Origin of the sequence: Reinekea marinisedimentorum (assembly GCF_004341165.1) — a bacterium.
Taxonomy (GTDB): Bacteria; Pseudomonadota; Gammaproteobacteria; order Pseudomonadales; family Natronospirillaceae; genus Reinekea; species Reinekea marinisedimentorum.
In genome coordinates, this window is record NZ_SLZR01000002.1 from 228,789 (window position 1) to 246,328 (window position 17,540).

Here is a 17,540-nt window from a genome sequence, read left to right on the forward strand (position 1 = left end):
ATATGTACACCGATTTTTTTGGTTTTAACCAGCTGCCCTTTTCTCTGTCACCCGATACCGGGCTCTTTGTAAACCTGCCGGGCCATCAGCGCTGCTTTGAGCTGATGGTCCACGTACTGGAAAGCGGTGAGGGCTTTTTAAAGGTTGTCGGCGATGTCGGCACCGGTAAAACCATTCTCTGCCGCAAACTGCTGCGCTATCTCGCCGAGAATACCGAAAACGATTACTGCTCTGTGTATGTTCCCAACCCAATGCTTTCACCGGTTGGGCTGTACCGGGCCGTGGGTCAGGAGCTGGGGCTCGATTTGGATCAGGTACAGGATGACGACGCCCTGCTCAGTCATATTACCGATCGCATTCTGGCACTCGCCGAATCCGACAAAAGCGTGGTTATCGTGGTGGATGAAGCCCAGTCGCTGCCTGAGGAAACCCTGGAAGCACTGCGGCTGATAACCAACCTGGAAACCGAACAGCGCAAACTGGTCCAGATTATCCTGTTTGGCCAAACCGAACTCGATACCCTGCTCAATCAGGACCGCTTCCGCCAGGTTCGCCAACGCATTACCTTTGCGCATTATCTGAAGCCACTGAACGAAGACGAAGCCCGGCAGTATCTCGACTACCGCCTCAGCCGCAGTGGCTACAACGGTCAGCCGATATTCAGCACCAAGGCAATCAAACAGCTGCACCGCTATACCAACGGCGTGCCCCGCATGATCAATGTGCTGGCGCATAAAGCGCTGCTCGCCGCCTTTGCAGAGCAATCCTATGTGGTCACCCCCGGTCATATTCAGCTGGCCTATAAAGATAGCAATGAACCCTTACCGGGCGGGCGGTCTGTGCCCTGGTTGCTGGTATTGTCCGGCCTGATTCTGGCTGGCGCAGTGGCCTGGAGGCTGCTGTGAGTAAGATTCACCAGGCCCTGCAGGAAACCAATAGCGCCGCCAACCCGCGGCAACGGCGTAATTTCAACCCCTTATCCACAACCGGTTCTGCCCGGTCAAAACGGGTCGCCGGTTATTATGGACTGGCACTGATGCTGTTCATTGCCGCCGCACTGGTTATTTTCTGGCCCGCTAAACCCAGCCCGCAAGACTTACCGCTGAGCCGAACCGTACCGCCTCAGACTGAGGTTGATTCCGCGGCAACCGTTCAGGCCCGCGCCGAACCCATCGCTGTAACCACCGAACCTGCAACCCAGCCCGCCAGTACTGCCGGAATGACAGCTGCAGAACCCGAAACTGGCCACACGGTCGCAGCTGAAGAAGCACCTGCCACAGAGCAGCTTCAGACCGTGCAGATCACCGAACCTTTGGTTGCCGATCCCGTGGCAGAACCGAAACCAGAACCAGAACCAGAACCAGAGCAAGCAACCGAAATCGCCCAGCCGAATCAAACGCCGGCTCAGCCTGAGGCAGCCGAAGGAATCACTGCAACCGCAACGGCGAACACAACCACCACAACGGCAACAGCCCCGCCAGTAAGAGCCGAGCCGGTCGCTGAACCTAAACCAATGCCAGTTGCCCAGCCAGAACCGACCATCCAGGCCACGACTCAGCCTGCAGCCAGCATCCAACCGGCCGCAGCGACTCAACAGCCGGTTAGCGCAATTCCGGCCAAGCCAGAGGCCGGCGCAGACCCAGTTAATCCAGAACCGGTCGCCACAGCGCAACCGGCTGAAGACGCTCCAACCTCGGTGATTCAGAAGAGCCAGGCTAAATGGCAGAGCGAGATTCAAAGCCACATTGCCAACGGCAACATGGCTCAGGCCGAGGCGCAGCTGAAGCAATGGATTGGCGCCATTCCGGGGGATCCGACACCGAGAATCTGGCTGGCGCGCATCTATATCAGCAAAGGCCTGCATCAGGCAGCAGAGCCGATGGTCAGTGGGCTCAAAGACAATACGGAGGCCAGTGCCCTGCTGGGCATTATTTACGAAAAAACCAGTCGACCGAAACTGGCGGCCAGCACCTTCGAAAAGCTTTACCGCAGCCAACCGGAAAACAACCGCTGGCTTTTATTCTGGGCCGTGAACTCCGAAAACAGCCGTGAATTGGTAATCGCCAAAACTCTGTACCAGAATTACCTGGAACGTTTTGCTGCAGTAGATGCCGGGTTGGCACAGTTCGCGCAAAGCCGACTGCAGGCACTCGGGGGTGTTAAATGATTTCAGCAGAAGCCTTGTATAAGGTGCTTATTGCACAAACCGAAGACAATTTGGATAAAACCCTGCTGCAGTTTATGTACAACGAATTGCCGAAAGACGCCAGCCTGAATGACTTCCGCGAAGAGCTGGTCGACAGCGGCCTGATGACCTACAGCAGCGTGATGCAGATCTGTTTCAGCCAACTCTTGGTACCGCGCTCTAAGCTGCTGCTCAACCGGCTGGCAGAACACAGAAAGAACAACATCAGTTTTGTACCGCAAACGCACGAACATAAGTTTCAGATCGGTGAAGACGACCAGCTGAGCACCAGCGTGGTATTGGGTGACGGTGAGCTGAACATTAAAATTCCCCGGTCTGACCTGAGCATCCTGCCGTTTATCCATTCGGACGAAAAACAGGCGGTGATGCTGGCCGATGACATGGCAAACCTGAATGAACTGAAGGAATGTGAGCTGATCCTGCTGGAAACCGCCGACTCCTTTCCATCGTCAATCGCCTCCGGCATTTCGCTGTGCTGGCTGTACCTTTCCACCGGCAAATACAAAGAGGTGGAAACCTGGGCCTACCGCCTGCTTGAGCACCATGAAGGCAACGTTATTTGCCTGCGCATGCTGGCCATTGCCGAACAGGCCAGCAACAAGCACCTGATGGCCATGTCCAACTACCAGCATTTGCTGATCAGCAAACACGTCAGCCCGCTGTGGTATTTACTGCTCGGTTACTCGCAGCAGAAAACCGGCTGTAACGCCGAGGCCATAGAAAGCTACCGTACCTTTTTACAGCTTGGTAAGTTTGAAGATTACTATCCGTTCGCCAGGCAACAACTGAAAGAGTTAACCGCATGACAGCACAGACGCCCAACATGGCATCGACCAAAAAGAAAGTCCGGCTAGGTGACCTACTGGTTGAAGCCGGAGCCATCACCGAAGGCCAGCTTCACCTGGCCCTTCAGGAGCAAAAGGTTACCGGCAAAAAGCTGGGCCGTGCACTGGTGGATATGGGTGTTCTGAAAGAGCAGCAGATGCTGCAGACACTGTCTCAACACCTTGATTTTCCGTTTGTGGAATTGCGTCAGTTCCAGCTCAAGAACGAGCTGATGCTACGACTGGATGAATCTCTGGCACGCCGCTTCCGCTGCCTGATCCTCTCTGAACACGAAGGTGGTGTGCTGCTGGCCATGGCCGACCCACTCGACCTGCTGGCGATCGATGAGGTTGAAAAAGCCTTGGCGTGCCCGGTTTCGCCGGCGATTGTGCGCGAAACGGAAATCCTCGCCACTCTCGATGTGGTTTACCGCAACACCAGCGTGATCGAATCGCTCGCCGGCCAGCTCGATGAAGCCCTGTCCGACAGCGATTTTGACCTGGCAAATCTCGATGGCGGTGATGACCTGCAGGATGCGCCGGTGGTTCGCCTGCTGCAATCGGTTCTGGAAGATGCCGTCACCATGAACGCCTCAGATATTCACATCGAGCCGGATGAGGCGGTGTTCCGTATCCGTATGCGTATAGACGGTGTATTGCAGGAGCAGGTCATTAAAGAAAAACGCGTCGCCTCGGCACTGGTGATGCGCCTGAAGATTATGTCGAACCTGGATATTTCTGAGCGCCGGCTGCCACAGGACGGCCGCTTCAACGTGCGCATCAAGAACAAATCGGTCGATATCCGTATTTCCACCATGCCGGTTCAGTTTGGTGAGTCGGTGGTGATGCGTTTGCTTGACCAATCCTCCGGGGTACAGACGCTGCAGCAGCTGGGTATGCCGGAAGAGATCCGCCAGCGCTTTGAGGTCATGATTGGCCGGCCACACGGACTAATCCTGGTGACCGGCCCAACGGGTAGCGGTAAAACCACCACGCTGTACTCGGCCCTGTCTATTCTGAACACACCGAAACGTAAGATTATCACCGCAGAAGACCCGATCGAATACCGCATCAGCCGTATTAATCAGGTGCAGGTGAACCCGAAGATCGACCTCAGCTTTGCCAAGATTCTGCGCAGCGCTTTGCGACAGGACCCGGATATCGTGTTCATCGGCGAGATGCGTGATGAAGAAACGGTCTCCATCGGAGTGCGTGCGGCCATGACCGGTCACCTGGTCATGAGTACGCTGCACACCAACGATGCGGTTTCCAGCGCCATTCGCCTGGCCGATATGGGTGTTGAGCCTTACATGGTCGCTTCGGCACTGCGCGGTATTCTGGCGCAACGGCTGTTGCGTAAAGTCTGCCCGGAATGCCAGCGCCCGCACGAGCCGGATGCCCGCGAAAAGATGTGGCTACAGAACATGGCCGATGGCAGGTTTGTTACCAGTAAGTTCACCAAGGGGGATGGCTGCTACCACTGCAACAACACCGGCTACAAAGGCCGGATTGGTGTTTTCGAATGGCTGGAGCTGGATGAAGAGACCCTTATTCCATTGCGCGATCAGGATCACAACGGCTTCATTGACGCCGCCCGCGCCAAGGAAAACTTCAAAACCATGGAAGAGCTGGCACTGGAATACGCCGAGCAGGGTATTACCGATCTGGAAGAGGTGTTCCGCATCTCCATTGATCTGGATGATTTTGAAGGTGACCGGCCCTATCTTGGTGTAGATAAGCTGGAGCCGGACCATGGCTGAATTCTTCTATCGCGGCAGAAATGAATCCGGCCAGCCGGTTGAGGGCACGCTGCAGGGCAACTCCAAATCCAATGTTATTCAGCAGTTGAAGCGCCAGAACATTGTTGCCACCTTTGTCGATAGCGCCGAAGGTAAGCATAGCCGCGGTTTGAAAACCTCCGGCACCGACATCGATCTCAAAAGTCTGTTTAAGAAGAAAAAGGTCTCTCTGGATGAGCTGATTATGTTCAGCCGCCAGATGTACGCCCTAACCCGAGCCGGCATCCCGTTGATCCGCGCCATTAATGGCTTGGCCGATGCGTCCCGCTCTCCGCTACTGGGTGAGATTCTGCGCGACATCTCCCGCAGCCTGACCCAGGGCACCACGCTATCGAATGCCTTTCGCGTGCATATCGATACCTTTGGTGAGCTGTTTATTGCCATGATCCGCATGGGTGAAACCACCGGCCGCCTCGACTCGGCCTTTGCGCAATTGATTGATCACCTGGAGCTGGAAAAAGACACCCGTAAAAAGATTGTCGCGGCTACCCGCTACCCGATCATCGTTTGCGTATTTATCTTTATTGCCCTGTTTATTATCAACCTGTTCGTTATTCCGCAGTTCTCCAGCCTGTTTTCCAAACTCGGGGCTGACCTGCCGCTGCCCACCATCATTCTGATTGGCACCTCCAACTTCATGCAGAAGTTCTGGCTACCAATTTTAATTGCGGTTGGCATTGCCATCTATGCATTTCTGCGCTGGAAAAAAACACCTGAAGGTCATTTGCAATGGGATCGCTTCATCCTAAAAATCCCCATTCTGGGGGCCGTTTTTGAGCGTGTCGCGCTGGGGCGATTCGCCCGGCCCTTCGCCATGATGCTCGAGGCGGGTATTCCACTGATGCAGGCACTGACCGTAACCTCACGCACGGTTGGTAACGAGCACATCGGCCAGGGTGTGGAAGGCATGATTCACGGCATTGAGCGCGGCGAATCCCTGCTGGCAACCGCATCGGCGAGCGGCATGTTTAACTCGCTGATCCTGCAGATGATCGCGGTGGGTGAAGAATCCGGTAACGTCTCCGGGCTGCTCACCGATATCGCCGACTTTTACGAACAGGAAGTGGAATACGACCTTAAACGCATGGCCGAACTGATCGAGCCGTTCCTGCTCATCTTCATGGGCATCATGGTGCTGATACTGGCACTGGGCGTCTTCCTGCCTATGTGGGAACTGGGCTCCGCCTACACTTCGTAACCCGCCACCACGCTTTTAAAAAAAAACGCCTAAACTTATGGCTAAAGCCTTAAGTTCAGGAGCCTTCATGCCTGCAAAGAACGCTTCCGCCAAAACCGTTTCACTGGTATTGGGCAGCGGTGGTGCGCGCGGTATGGCGCACATCGGTGTCATTCGCTGCTTGGAAGATCAGGGTTATGAAATTACCAACATTGCCGGCGCCAGCATCGGCGCGCTGGTCGGCGGTTTTTATGCCGCCGGGCAATTGGATAAATTTCAAAGCTGGGTATGCGCTCTGGATCGCAGAGACGTGCTCGGTCTGCTCGACCTGAGCTTTACCGGCGGCGGCATATTCAAGGGTGACAAGGTTATGGAAGCCCTGCGGGCGCTGATTAAGGACAGCACCATCGAGCGCCTGCCGATCGATTTCACCGCGGTTGCCGTTGATCTGGATCGCCAGAAGGAGGTTTGGTTCCGCGATGGCAGCCTGTTTGAGGCCATCCGCGGCTCTATTGCCATTCCCACGATCTTCAAGCCGCACCACTACCGCGGCATGCTGTTGGTCGATGGCGGCGTTTTAAACCCGGTGCCGGTTTCAGCCACGATGCAGCACATTACCGATCTAACCGTCGCCGTAAACCTGAACTCGCGGCGCTCACAGTTTGCAGAACCCTTCCGCGCGTCTAAAGCACATGTTTCGCTGAATCAGGCCTCACAGAATTCGGTTCAGCGCGCCATTCGCCGTTTCATAGAGCGCTGGAATAAAGAAGACGAATTTGAGCATACGCCGACCAGCCAGTTCAGTACCCTGGAGTTGTTGAACCGCAGCGTGGAAACCATGCAGAACATCATTGCGCACATGAAGCTTTCGGCTGACCTGCCGGAGGTTGTCATCGAAGTGCCGCACGATTGCGGCGGCCTGTTTGATTATCATCTGGCCGATGAAATTATTGAGCAGGGCTATGCCCTCTGCCTCGAAGCATTAATACGCTATGAGGCCATCGGTAAGGCGGAGCAGCAGACGATATCCTCTGCCGAGGTTGATCTCGACGAAAGCTAGTACTAACGGCCGTCGGCATCCCAGCTGAACGCCAGTGAGCCAATAGCGAGGAACACCGCCCCCATAATCGCCATAATCCACAGGTGGTAGCTGACCGCAGCCAGATCGGCACCGTCGGTCATAATGGCACGCGATGCCTGCACTAGATGCGTCAGCGGTAAAAACTGCGACAACTTGTGCACCACATGCGGCGCACCTTCCAGACTGAACCAGACTTCCGATAAGCCCATCATCGGCCAGGTCGCCATATTCAGCAGGCCACCGGTAAACTCTTCGCTGCGCAGCCTTGAAGCCACCAGCAAGCCGAGGCTGACCAGCGAAAAGGCACCCAGAAAGATGGTCAGCATCAACAGCAGAACACTGCCCAGCATCAGGGTATTGAGCAATAACCGCGCACCGAGGAACAGAATCAGCGCGACCGCCAGCACCATCAGAATACGCGATGACAGCTGCGCGACAATAAATTCAAAAGCCGTCAACGGCGTGGCATTCAGCCGTTTCAGCACGCCATTTTTACGGTAACGCACGATGACATAGCCAACGCCAAACAGCGAACTGAACATGACGTTCATGCCGATGATCCCCGGCAGCACCCAATCGACGTAGCGTATCGCCTTGCCACGCACCAGGTTACGGCTAAAGCCCGGGTCCTGCGCAATCAGCAGGCGCTCGGCAATATAGCCATTACGGCTTTCTTCATTCACCCAGTACTGATAGCGGTCGATATCGATAAGCAGGTCGATCTGATGGCGCTCTATGCGCGCCAGCGCCGGTTCGATCTCATCGTAAGGGATGAACTGAATGTGATTGAGCGACATAAACAGCGGCCGGGAGAGGTAGGCATCCTGCTCGGCCAGCACACCAACCTTAAACATCGGCTGCGACTGAGCAAAGATGTAATAGAAACCCACCAGCAGAATAAAGGGAAAGGCGATATTCCACAGCAGCGTGCTTTTATCGCGGGTGAACTCGCGGTTGCGGGCAGAGAACACAGCTAACATCCGTTTCATTGCATTACCCCCGCAATCCATGACCGGTGAGCTTTAAGAACAGGTCTTCAAGGTTGGCCTGCTTCACCTGCATACCGGTGAGCGGCACCTGCTGCTGCATCAATCTTGAGAGCGAGCTCTCCACCTGTTCACAATAGATTTCAACCTTGTCGCCGTTTTCGGCGTAAGGCTCAGTCAGGTTGCGGCCGTTCAGGTTTTGCTTGGGCAGCTCTATGACCATGCCCTTGAAGTGTTCAGCCAGCAGCACCTCCGGCTTGCCGCGCGCAATGAACTTGCCGGTATCCATGATGGCCACATCGTCACAAAGCATCTGCGCCTCTTCCATATAGTGAGTGGTCAGTACAATGGTTTTGCCACGCTGCTTGATGGCATCTATCAGGTGCCAGAAATTGCGCCGCGCCTGTGGGTCGAGCCCGGTGGTGGGTTCATCCAGAAAGATCAGATCGGGGTCGTTGACCAACGCCAGTGCCAGCAACAAGCGCTGGCGCTGACCGCCGGAAAGCATCCTCACATCTTTACCGAGAATGTCATCCAGATTGCACAGTTCAATGATGTCCTCAATGGACGCCGGAGCCGCATAAAAAGAAGCAAACAGCCGCAGTGTTTCGCCCACACGCAGGTAATCCTGCAGCGAGGTATTCTGAAACTGAATACCAATGCGCTGACGGTTCTTTTTATTGGCCGGCTCACCAAACAGTTTTATTTCACCGCGGCTGGGTTTTACCAGGCCTTCAAGCATTTCAATGGTGGTTGTCTTACCGGCACCGTTAGGCCCGAGCAGACCAAAACAGACACCCTCAGTAACAGAAAAGCTCAGGTCATCCACTGCGGTAAAGCGGCCAAACTGCTTACGAAGGTTGGCAACCTCAATAATTCTCGACATCAAATTCAACCGGATAGGTAGAAGAAAGGCTGCAAGGCTAACCAAGCCTTACAAAACTTGCCAGTGACGATACTCATTTCAGACTATTTTTTAACTGAGATCTAACGCCGTAAAAGCAAATCACTATGGTATTATGATCGGCCGATTTCAAAACAGCACAGGCTCACACCCCTTGGAAAGAATGCTCCAGATATCACCGACCTTAGCGCAAACCATTGGTCTTGAAGAAGCGCTGTTACTGCAACTGCTGCAGGATGCTCAGGCGTTTCAGGGTGGTGACCGGGTTGTTTTCAGTAACGATCAGCGCGAGGCCTTTCTGCCGTTCTGGAGCCTGAAGCAGTTCACTCTGGTGCTGAAGCGGCTCGATTCCTTAGGGCTGGTCAAGGTACGTGGCAATGGCCCGTGGCATATTCAGCTGGAGAGCATCACCGGCTCTGAGCCAGCACCCGAGCACGAGCCTGAACCCGCTGCTGCGCCACAAGCAAAGCCGCAGGCCAAACCTGCGCCGGTTGTCCACCAGCCCGTGCCGGTCTACAACATGAACGAGACTGCACGCATGAACGAAGCGCGGCGCCGGAATCAGTACGAAGACGATCTCTCCTACCTGAAACCGTACGAGCGCAAATCAAACGCCGTGGCAGCGCGCAAGACCAGAATGCACAACGAATGGGAGCCCAGCAGCGACTTCCCGCAGATGATCTCCTTTCACTCAATTCCACTGCAGTTTGCGCTTTCCGAACTGGCGAAATTCCGGCAGTATTACGGCGCTACTGATCGCGCAGAATTCAGCTGGGATGTTAAGTTTCTCAACTGGGTACAGCGCTCCTGGCACGATTCACTGAATACGAAAGGCCGCAATGACCGACAAAAAGCAACAGCTGGTAAGCCTGCAGACCCTGCTCGAGAACAGCGCAACCAAGTCCGGGATGCCCTCCGAAATATCCGCGATACTGACTGGTAAGCGCCCGCCACTTGATCACGACACCAAAGTCCTGATCAATATGATCTTTGCGCGCTTTCACCACATCTATACCCACCGCTTTGAAAGCGCCTACCGCGATGAAACCACACTGAATCAGGCCAAACGCGAATGGGCCATGAGCCTTGCCGACACGCCAGCCGAACTCATTGAATACGCGCTGGAACGCTGCAAAACCGAACACGCCTGGCCACCCACCATTGCTGAATTTATAAAGCTGCTGCAACCCTCGCCGGAATCCATCGGTCTGCCCGCAACCAATGCAGCCTATGTGGAAGCCTGCCGCAATGCCTATCAGGCGACGGGTCGCCAATGGAGTCATTTGTGCGTGAAGATGGCGGCACTGGAAGTCAGCTATTACAGCCTGAAGTCTGAACCGGAAAAGCTCACCCGTCCGTTATTTGAAAAGGCTTACCTGAATCTGGTTAAGCGTATTATCGATGGCGAAACGCTGGAGATAGAACAACCCATCGCCCTGCCGGAGCCGAATGCTTACCTGAGCGATGAACTGATTGCGCAGCTGATTGCGGCCGGCGTTGCGGAAACAAAAGCACCGACACTCGCCTACTACATGGAAAAGCCAAAGCAATCGGATGTGCGTAGCCGTTACCGCGAACGCGCCCAGCAGGAATTAGAACAGCTGGGCATTGAGTTTAATCTGCCTGATTAAGGCGTGACTTCGGCCAGAAAGCGGGCACTGGCAAAACCAATCTGGCCGTCAACCTGAACCTGTATCCAGGAGTCGGCCTCTGTTTCCGGATATGCCCAAACCCTGGCCCCCTCACCAAGCTTGATCAACACCGGCGCATCCACCGAGGCGCTTTCACGCACATTCAGTATCGATGCCGTTACCTCCATCAGCTGGCGCTCACCGCTTGTCGTTATAACTGGCGCCGCGCTTTCACCCAGCGCCGGTTGCGCTATAGAATCGAGCTCCACGATTGGGGTTATCACAATGCCCTCATCTTGCGTTGTCTGGGTGCTGCCAGACTCGGGCGGTTCAGTTGCAGCAGCGTCCGTCAACGGGCTTTCTTCAGCGGTGATTTGCTCAGCGTCACTGGTGACCGGTTCTATCTCGATCACCACAGGCACACCGCTATCGACGTCAACCGGTTCAACGATTGCCGGCCCTGAAAAATCATGCAGCAGCACCGGCACCTTAACCCGGCCAAGCTGCAGCGGCCCAAAAATGAGTGCAATGGCCAGCAGTGCACCAAAGACAGTGCCCAGCGCAAAGCCCAGCAGCAGATGCTGGTAACGGCGCTGACGGCGGGAAACCGGCGGATCAGGCACCATACGCCCCTCTGCAGTACCATGCAGACGCCACTCAATACGATCGAGATAACGCGGCTCGACCGGTAACAGCGGAACCCGGATTTTCCCAGAATCGGCTTCGGTTAATTCCTCAAACACCTGGCCGCCAATTTCGAGCACATCAGCTTCAGCGATATTCAGCACCCGGCCAAGAATGCGCAGCGCCAGCGGAACATGTGCAGGCAGCTGGTGATCGGCCAGCAGCAGTCGCCAGCCGGTTTCAACCAGTAACGGAACCTGATCTTCAGTCAGGCTTTCGGCAACCCACTCTAACGCCTGAACATGCTGCTCAATTGAGGCCTGATCAAAAAAGTGCGAAGCACGGGAGGCAAGGTCACTGTCGGCGGAGGGCAATACCGTCTTGAGCGTTTTTTCTATTTGCAGTTCGCTGGCAGGGTAAACATAGGCCAACCAATGCAATGCCAAATGCACCGCGGCCTGAGTTGCATCAGCTGAGGTTTCCCAAAAAGCCTGACTTTGTTGTTCAACAGGGGAGTCGATCATCGTTATTTTTTGACTCTTCATCTAAAAACCGTCATCGCCACTGCTCGGCCTGCAGCCTGGCAGTTCATTGTTCTGCAGAGAGAACAGCATCATAGTGCAGAATAGATAACCATTGTGAATCAGGCCGTTAGCATATAACAAGCAGCAGAGATGAGCGCCCGAAATGTCGCTTCAGTCGTGTAAAAAAGCCTCCACTTGGGAGGCTTGGTAACCGGATTAAATCTTATAGCATTCCGGTAATGCCACCTTGGCGACACCGGTCTTCACCGCAGCGCGGGCAACAGCGCCACCAACGCGGTTCAGCAGGCGTGGGTCGAGCGGTTTTGGAATGATGTACTCTTTGCCGTATTCAAAGGCATTGCCGCCATAGGCTTCAATAACCTCCGGCAGGATCTCTTCCTTAGCCAAATCCCGAATGGCATAGGCGGCTGCCAGTTTCATTTCTTCGTTGATGGCTGTCGCACGAACATCCAGCGCGCCTCGGAAAATAAACGGGAAGCCCAATACATTATTCACCTGATTCGGATAATCGGAACGGCCGGTGGCCATAATCACGTCATCGCGCGTTGCTGCAGCCAGTTCCGGGCTGATTTCCGGATCCGGGTTGGAGCAGGCGAATACAACAGGCTTATCAGCCATCTTTTTCAGCATTTCCGCTGAAAGCTGGTTCGGCCCGGAAAGCCCGAGGAACGCATCGGCACCCACAATGGCGTCTTCCAGCGTGCGCGCAGTGGTCACATCATTGGCAAACTCGGCTTTGTACTGGTTGACGTTTTCACGGCCATTAAAGATAACCCCGGTGCGGTCGATCATCACCAGGTTCTCTTTCTTCATGCCCGCGGCAATCAACAGGCGGGCGCAAGAGATCGCAGCAGCGCCGGCACCCAGACACACCAGTTTGGCCTCTTCAATCTTTTTACCCTGAATTTCCAGAGCGTTAAGCATACCGGCCACGGTTACAATAGCGGTGCCGTGCTGGTCATCGTGAAAGATTGGAATACTGCATTTTTCAATCAGGCGCTTTTCAATCTCAAAGCACTCCGGTGCCTTGATATCTTCCAGGTTAATGCCACCGAAGGTATCGGCAATTAACTCGACTGTGCGCACAATTTCCTGCACATCCGAAGAGTTCACTTCAATATCGATGGCATCGATATTGGCGAAGCGCTTAAACAACAGCGCCTTGCCTTCCATCACCGGCTTACTGGCCAATGAACCGAGATTACCCAGGCCGAGAATGGCTGACCCGTTAGAGATAACGCCCACCAGGTTGCCTTTAATGGTGTACTTGTATGCATTCTCAGGGTTTTCAGCAATCGCACGTACCGGCTCTGCAACACCCGGGCTGTATGCCAGCGATAAATGACGGGAGGTTTCGGCTGGTGTAGTGAGCTCAACACTAAGCTTGCCCGGCTTAGGTTCAGCATGATACTTCAGTGCATCGATTTTTAGCGTATCAGACATGGCAACTTCCATTTGGTTGGGCGGTAGAAAGCAAAGCATAGCTGGGCGATTGCAACGACTCAACTAAACAGCGCCGTCAATTCAGGTATTTTTGCTACTATTTTTCGAACAGGTGAACACCCGTGCTGCCGATCTTCCATTTGCAATTTGACCATAGCAAAGCAGACCAAATGCACAGGTTTTTCCTTTGTAATCAATATGTTATAGATTAGCGCCCCAAAAGTTTTTCACTCACCTTTTGGGAACCCTAGCCATGAAAAATGCATTACTTGGCGCACAGATGTTGTTTGTCGCCTTTGGCGCGCTGGTACTTGTACCTATTCTTACCGGGCTCGACGCTAACGTCGCGCTGTTTACTGCCGGTCTCGGCACACTGATCTTCCAGGTTATTACCAAGCGCACCGTACCGGTGTTTCTGGCGTCTTCCTTTGCGTTCATTCCGGCCATTATTTATGGCGTGAATCAATGGGGCATCCCTTCAACCATGTGCGGTCTGTTTGCCGCTGGCGTTCTCTACGCACTGCTCAGTGCCCTGGTGGCTATTCGTGGTAACGACATTATTCACCGCTTGCTGCCACCGGTTGTTGTTGGCCCTGTGATTGTTGTCATTGGTCTGGGACTGGCGCCGGTTGCTGTCAATATGGCGCTGGGCAAGACGGGTGACGGTGCCGCTGTTCTGGTGCCGATGAATCAGGCGCTGATGGTTGCCATCCCGGCGCTGATTACGACGATTCTGGTGGCCACCGCTGGTCACGGACTGCTGCGACTGCTGCCTGTAATGGCGGGTCTGGTCGTGGGTTATGTGATTTCTCTGTTCCTGGGCATCGTCGATTTCTCTGGCGTGGCCAATGCGGCCTGGTTCGCCATGCCGAACTTCGTCACCCCGGAGTGGAACTGGGAAGCGGTTCTGTACATCCTGCCAGTCGCGATTGCACCTGCCGTTGAGCACGTTGGCGACATGGTGGCGATCTCCAACACCGCCAACAAAGACTACCTGGAAAAGCCGGGTCTGAAAAAGACACTGCTCGGTGATGGCCTGGCTACTTCTGCTGCGGCACTGCTGGGTGGCCCACCAAACACGACCTACTCTGAAGTGACCGGTGCGGTAGCGCTGACCAAAGCCTTCAACCCGGTGATCATGACCTGGGCCGCGGGCTTCGCGATTCTGCTGTCCTTTATTGGTAAGACCGGTGCGTTGCTGGCGTCCATCCCGGTGCCGGTAATGGGCGGTATCATGACGCTGCTGTTCGGTACCATCTGTACCGTTGGCATTGGCACCATGACCAAAGCCAAGGTCGATCTGACCGACTCGCGCAATATGGTGATTGTTGCCATCACGCTGGTGTTCGGTTTGGGTGGCATGTTCTTGCAGATTGGCACCTTCCAGCTGCAGGGCATTGCTTTGAGTGCACTGGTGGCCATTTTGCTAAATCTGGTATTGCCAAAAACCAAGGCGGTCTGAGGCAAACGCCAGCCTGAGCAGCGGCATTCGAAGCTGCTCAGCCCTCCAGATAAAATCTGCAGGCATAAAAAAACCCGGCATTGCCGGGCTTCTCTCCAAACTCGCTTAGTGCGACTCTTTGAATTACTTCTTAAGAGTACGAGCGCCGAAACGGTTTTTGAACTTATCGATACGGCCGCCCGCATCAACAACTTTCTGCTTACCAGTGTAGAACGGGTGACAAGCAGAACAAACGTCCAGGTGCATAGTGCCAGAACGAGTAGAGCGAGTTTTAACAACGTTGCCGCAAGAACAAGTTGCTACCAGCTCTTCATACTTTGGATGAATTTCAGTTTGCATTGCATTTACCTCAATTTACGCCGCCACCTGATCTTATGCCAGGCACCGCGCTTTGACGGAACATTAACATTGGAGGCACAATAGCTTATCGCCAGCCCCCAAAAAGGGAGCGCAATCATACCAGAGTTACCTCAATTGACAAGCTTAAACCAACAGTCTTTGCATCCGGTAAAAATCGCCGTTCCCGGGCCGTTTCATGAGCCTCTCGTGTACCTTCACCACACCGCTGTAGCACCCGGAATACGCTGTAGAGTGCCACTGGGTAAACGTGAAGTCGTTGGCGTTGTCGTTGATTCAAAAATCAGCACCCGGGAAATTGATACCAGCAAACTCAAGTCGGTGAAAGCAACGCTCGATGAACAGCCCATTCTGCCGGAAAACATTTTGAAACTGGCCGGCTGGATGAGCCGCTATTACCTGCACGAATTCAGCAGCAGCTTTTTACTGGCGCTGCCCAAGCTTCTGCGCGATGGCGAGCCGGCGACACTGGCCGCGGAAAAATGGCTGTCGCTGACCATTGCCGGTGAAGCGCTGGAGCCTGCGCAGCTAAAGCGATCAGAAAAGCAGCAGGCGCTGCTTAGCTTCGTGCAGCAACAGCGGCGCTGCTCGCTGAAAAGCGCTAAAGAGCACGGCCACGATAGCGCGCAGGTGAAGGCGCTGGAAAAAAAGAATTTTATCGAGGTGGAGGCCGTCAGCCTGCATGAGCCGGTCGCCGCCAGCGGCCAGCTGAATGAGCCCTCGCTGCGGCTCAACGATGACCAGCAACACGCGCTGGCACATCTAAACGAGACCGGTTTCCAGGCAACATTGCTGGAAGGCGTCACCGGCAGCGGCAAAACCGAAGTGTACCTTCAAGCCATTGAACGTTGCCTGAAGCAGGGTCGCCGGGCTCTGGTGCTGGTGCCGGAGATTGGCCTGACGCCGCAAACCCTGCGCCGCTTTCAGAACCGCTTTGCCGATGAGGTTATCAGCCTGCACTCCGGGCTTTCTGACAATCAGCGTAAAAACAACTGGCTGAAGGCATCGCTCGGCCAGGCCGCTATCCTGATTGGCACGCGCTCAGCCATACTGACGCCAATCCCAGATCTGGGCCTGATTGTGGTCGATGAAGAGCATGATCAATCTTACAAACAACAGGATACGCTGCGCTATCAGGCCCGTGATATCGCCCTGATGCGAGCTCGTAACGAGGGCATCCCGATCATACTCGGCACCGCCACACCGTCGCTGGAAAGCCTGCACCATGCTCGCAACGGCCATTACAGCTACTTACAGCTGAACCAGCGGGCAGCCGGGCAGAGCCTGCCGCACGTTGAAACGGTAGATATGCGTAAACAGGATCAGCGCCAGGGGCTCTCTGAAAAGATGCTGCTGCGCATAAAAGAGCACCTCGGCGACGGCAATCAGGTGCTGCTGTTCCTCAACCGGCGCGGTTATGCGCCATCGTGGTTCTGTGAAGACTGCGGCTGGATTGCTGATTGCGTTTACTGCGATGCGCACCTGACCCACCACCGTCACAACAATCTGAACATCTGCCATCACTGTGGCTTTCAACAGGCTCCGGTTCGCCAGTGTCCGAACTGCCATTCGCATGAAGTCAGTGCGATGGGCACCGGCACCGAGCGCGCCGAAGAGCTGCTCGCCGAATGCTTTGCGGAGGTTCCGATCATCCGCTTCGACAGCAACATCACCAGCACCCGCAAGAAGTTTGAAGAGCAGCTGAAACAAACCGAAGTGCCGGGTCCAGCCATTATCATCGGCACGCAAATGCTGGCCAAGGGCCATCACTTTGAGCGGGTCACGCTGGTTGGCATTTGGGATATCGACACCGGTTTATTCAGTGCCGACCTGCGCGCCCGCGAGCGCATGGGCCAGTTGCTGACTCAGGTCGCCGGGCGTTCCGGCCGGGGCAGCAAACGCGGCGAGGTGCTGATTCAAACCCACTACCCGGATAACCCGATCTTTGAACCTCTGCTCAAGCACGACTACCGCCAGTTTGCTGTCGAGCTGCTCGAAGAACGCCAGCGCACCGGCCTGCCGCCGTTTGGCTATCTGGCGGTGATCCGTGCCGACAGTCCCTATGCCGAGCGCTGCGAAGCCCGCCTGAAGGAGATGGCGCACTACCTGATTGGCCTGGGTACCGTGCGGGTATTGGGGCCACTGCCGGCGTTGATGTCGCGCAGGGCCGGTAAACACCGCTACATGATCATTGTACAGAGCGATAAGCGCAGCACGCTGCATCAGGCACTGAACCCGCTGCATAAGCACTACCCGCGTGAAGCTCAGCAGGTGAGCTGGCATATTGATATTGATCCGGCGGATCTGGCTTAACATTGCATTCGGAGGCACCCGACTCAGTGGCTGTCTTCGAGATTCACAGGGTGCCGCTTTTTCGCTTCTGGAACGCACAAACAAGGGCAACTGAGGCATGGATGCCGAAGTTGAGCCCCATAGATGGGTTTACAGCGCCCCTTGTTTGTACGTTCCCGAAGCGGAACAGCTTCCTCCTCGGGGTCACA

15 protein-coding genes are annotated in these 17,540 nt (G+C 55.0%); 10 read left to right on the top strand and 5 right to left on the bottom strand.

From position 1 onward, the window contains the following. The first annotated feature begins 2 nt into the window (after positions 1-2). The 6 genes from BCF53_RS03330 to BCF53_RS03355 all read left to right on the top strand — a co-directional run bounded on the left by BCF53_RS03330 (position 3) and on the right by BCF53_RS03355 (position 7,066). Complete coding sequence (locus tag BCF53_RS03330; protein WP_132699870.1) at positions 3-905, top strand: ExeA family protein; 903 nt, start codon at positions 3-5, stop codon at positions 903-905. Next, positions 902-2,167 carry a tetratricopeptide repeat protein gene (locus tag BCF53_RS03335; RefSeq protein WP_132699872.1) on the top strand — a complete coding sequence of 422 codons (1,266 nt, stop codon included), beginning with the start codon at positions 902-904 and terminating at the stop codon, positions 2,165-2,167. The genes BCF53_RS03330 and BCF53_RS03335 overlap by 4 nt, the downstream gene beginning before the upstream one ends. After that, complete coding sequence (locus BCF53_RS03340; RefSeq protein WP_132699874.1) at positions 2,164-3,012, top strand: hypothetical protein; 849 nt, start codon at positions 2,164-2,166, stop codon at positions 3,010-3,012. Before BCF53_RS03335 ends, BCF53_RS03340 begins: the two co-directional genes overlap by 4 nt. Beyond that, the gene (locus tag BCF53_RS03345) at positions 3,009-4,790 is read left to right on the top strand and encodes a GspE/PulE family protein (RefSeq protein ID WP_132699876.1); all 1,782 of its coding nucleotides are present in this window, start codon (positions 3,009-3,011) and stop codon (positions 4,788-4,790) included. Before BCF53_RS03340 ends, BCF53_RS03345 begins: the two co-directional genes overlap by 4 nt. Continuing rightward, positions 4,783-6,027, top strand: coding sequence for a type II secretion system F family protein (locus BCF53_RS03350; RefSeq protein ID WP_132699878.1), 1,245 nt, complete (start codon positions 4,783-4,785; stop codon positions 6,025-6,027). Before BCF53_RS03345 ends, BCF53_RS03350 begins: the two co-directional genes overlap by 8 nt. A gap of 67 nt (positions 6,028-6,094) precedes the next feature. Beyond that, positions 6,095-7,066, top strand: a complete 972-nt coding sequence (locus BCF53_RS03355) for a patatin-like phospholipase family protein (protein ID WP_132699880.1) — start codon at positions 6,095-6,097, stop codon at positions 7,064-7,066. Between the two features lie 2 nt (positions 7,067-7,068). Here BCF53_RS03355 and BCF53_RS03360 read toward each other — a convergent pair whose 3' ends face one another. Next, a complete protein-coding gene (locus tag BCF53_RS03360; RefSeq protein ID WP_132699882.1) occupies positions 7,069-8,076 on the bottom strand; it encodes an ABC transporter permease in 1,008 nt (335 codons plus the stop codon). Positions 8,077-8,080: 4 nt separating this feature from the next. Continuing rightward, positions 8,081-8,959, bottom strand: a complete 879-nt coding sequence (locus BCF53_RS03365; protein ID WP_132699884.1) for an ABC transporter ATP-binding protein — start codon at positions 8,957-8,959, stop codon at positions 8,081-8,083. 181 nt (positions 8,960-9,140) lie between these two features. On the opposite strand from BCF53_RS03365, the gene BCF53_RS03370 reads away from it, so the two are divergent. Continuing rightward, positions 9,141-9,920: a DnaT-like ssDNA-binding domain-containing protein gene (locus tag BCF53_RS03370; protein ID WP_132699886.1), complete on the top strand. Its 780-nt coding sequence runs from the start codon at positions 9,141-9,143 to the stop codon at positions 9,918-9,920. Continuing rightward, the gene (locus BCF53_RS03375; RefSeq protein ID WP_132699888.1) at positions 9,817-10,608 is read left to right on the top strand and encodes a replication protein P; all 792 of its coding nucleotides are present in this window, start codon (positions 9,817-9,819) and stop codon (positions 10,606-10,608) included. The genes BCF53_RS03370 and BCF53_RS03375 overlap by 104 nt, the downstream gene beginning before the upstream one ends. Here the strand turns inward: BCF53_RS03375 and BCF53_RS03380 are convergent. Further along, the gene (locus tag BCF53_RS03380; RefSeq protein ID WP_132699890.1) at positions 10,605-11,777 is read right to left on the bottom strand and encodes an SH3 domain-containing protein; all 1,173 of its coding nucleotides are present in this window, start codon (positions 11,775-11,777) and stop codon (positions 10,605-10,607) included. The two genes, BCF53_RS03375 and BCF53_RS03380, sit on opposite strands and share 4 nt — an antisense overlap. Before the next feature lie 195 nt (positions 11,778-11,972). Continuing rightward, on the bottom strand, positions 11,973-13,220 hold the full coding sequence (locus BCF53_RS03385; RefSeq protein ID WP_132699892.1) for a malic enzyme-like NAD(P)-binding protein: 1,248 nt from the start codon (positions 13,218-13,220) through the stop codon (positions 11,973-11,975). Positions 13,221-13,473: 253 nt separating this feature from the next. On the opposite strand from BCF53_RS03385, the gene BCF53_RS03390 reads away from it, so the two are divergent. After that, complete coding sequence (locus tag BCF53_RS03390) at positions 13,474-14,682, top strand: uracil-xanthine permease family protein (RefSeq protein WP_132699894.1); 1,209 nt, start codon at positions 13,474-13,476, stop codon at positions 14,680-14,682. A gap of 123 nt (positions 14,683-14,805) precedes the next feature. On the opposite strand, the gene rpmE is transcribed toward BCF53_RS03390, so the two are convergent. Continuing rightward, positions 14,806-15,021 carry a 50S ribosomal protein L31 gene (gene rpmE / locus BCF53_RS03395; RefSeq protein WP_132699896.1) on the bottom strand — a complete coding sequence of 72 codons (216 nt, stop codon included), beginning with the start codon at positions 15,019-15,021 and terminating at the stop codon, positions 14,806-14,808. Between the two features lie 159 nt (positions 15,022-15,180). Here rpmE and BCF53_RS03400 point away from each other — a divergent pair, with 159 nt between their 5' ends. Next, on the top strand, positions 15,181-17,352 hold the full coding sequence (locus tag BCF53_RS03400; RefSeq protein ID WP_279389123.1) for a primosomal protein N': 2,172 nt from the start codon (positions 15,181-15,183) through the stop codon (positions 17,350-17,352). Positions 17,353-17,540: the final 188 nt, after the last annotated feature.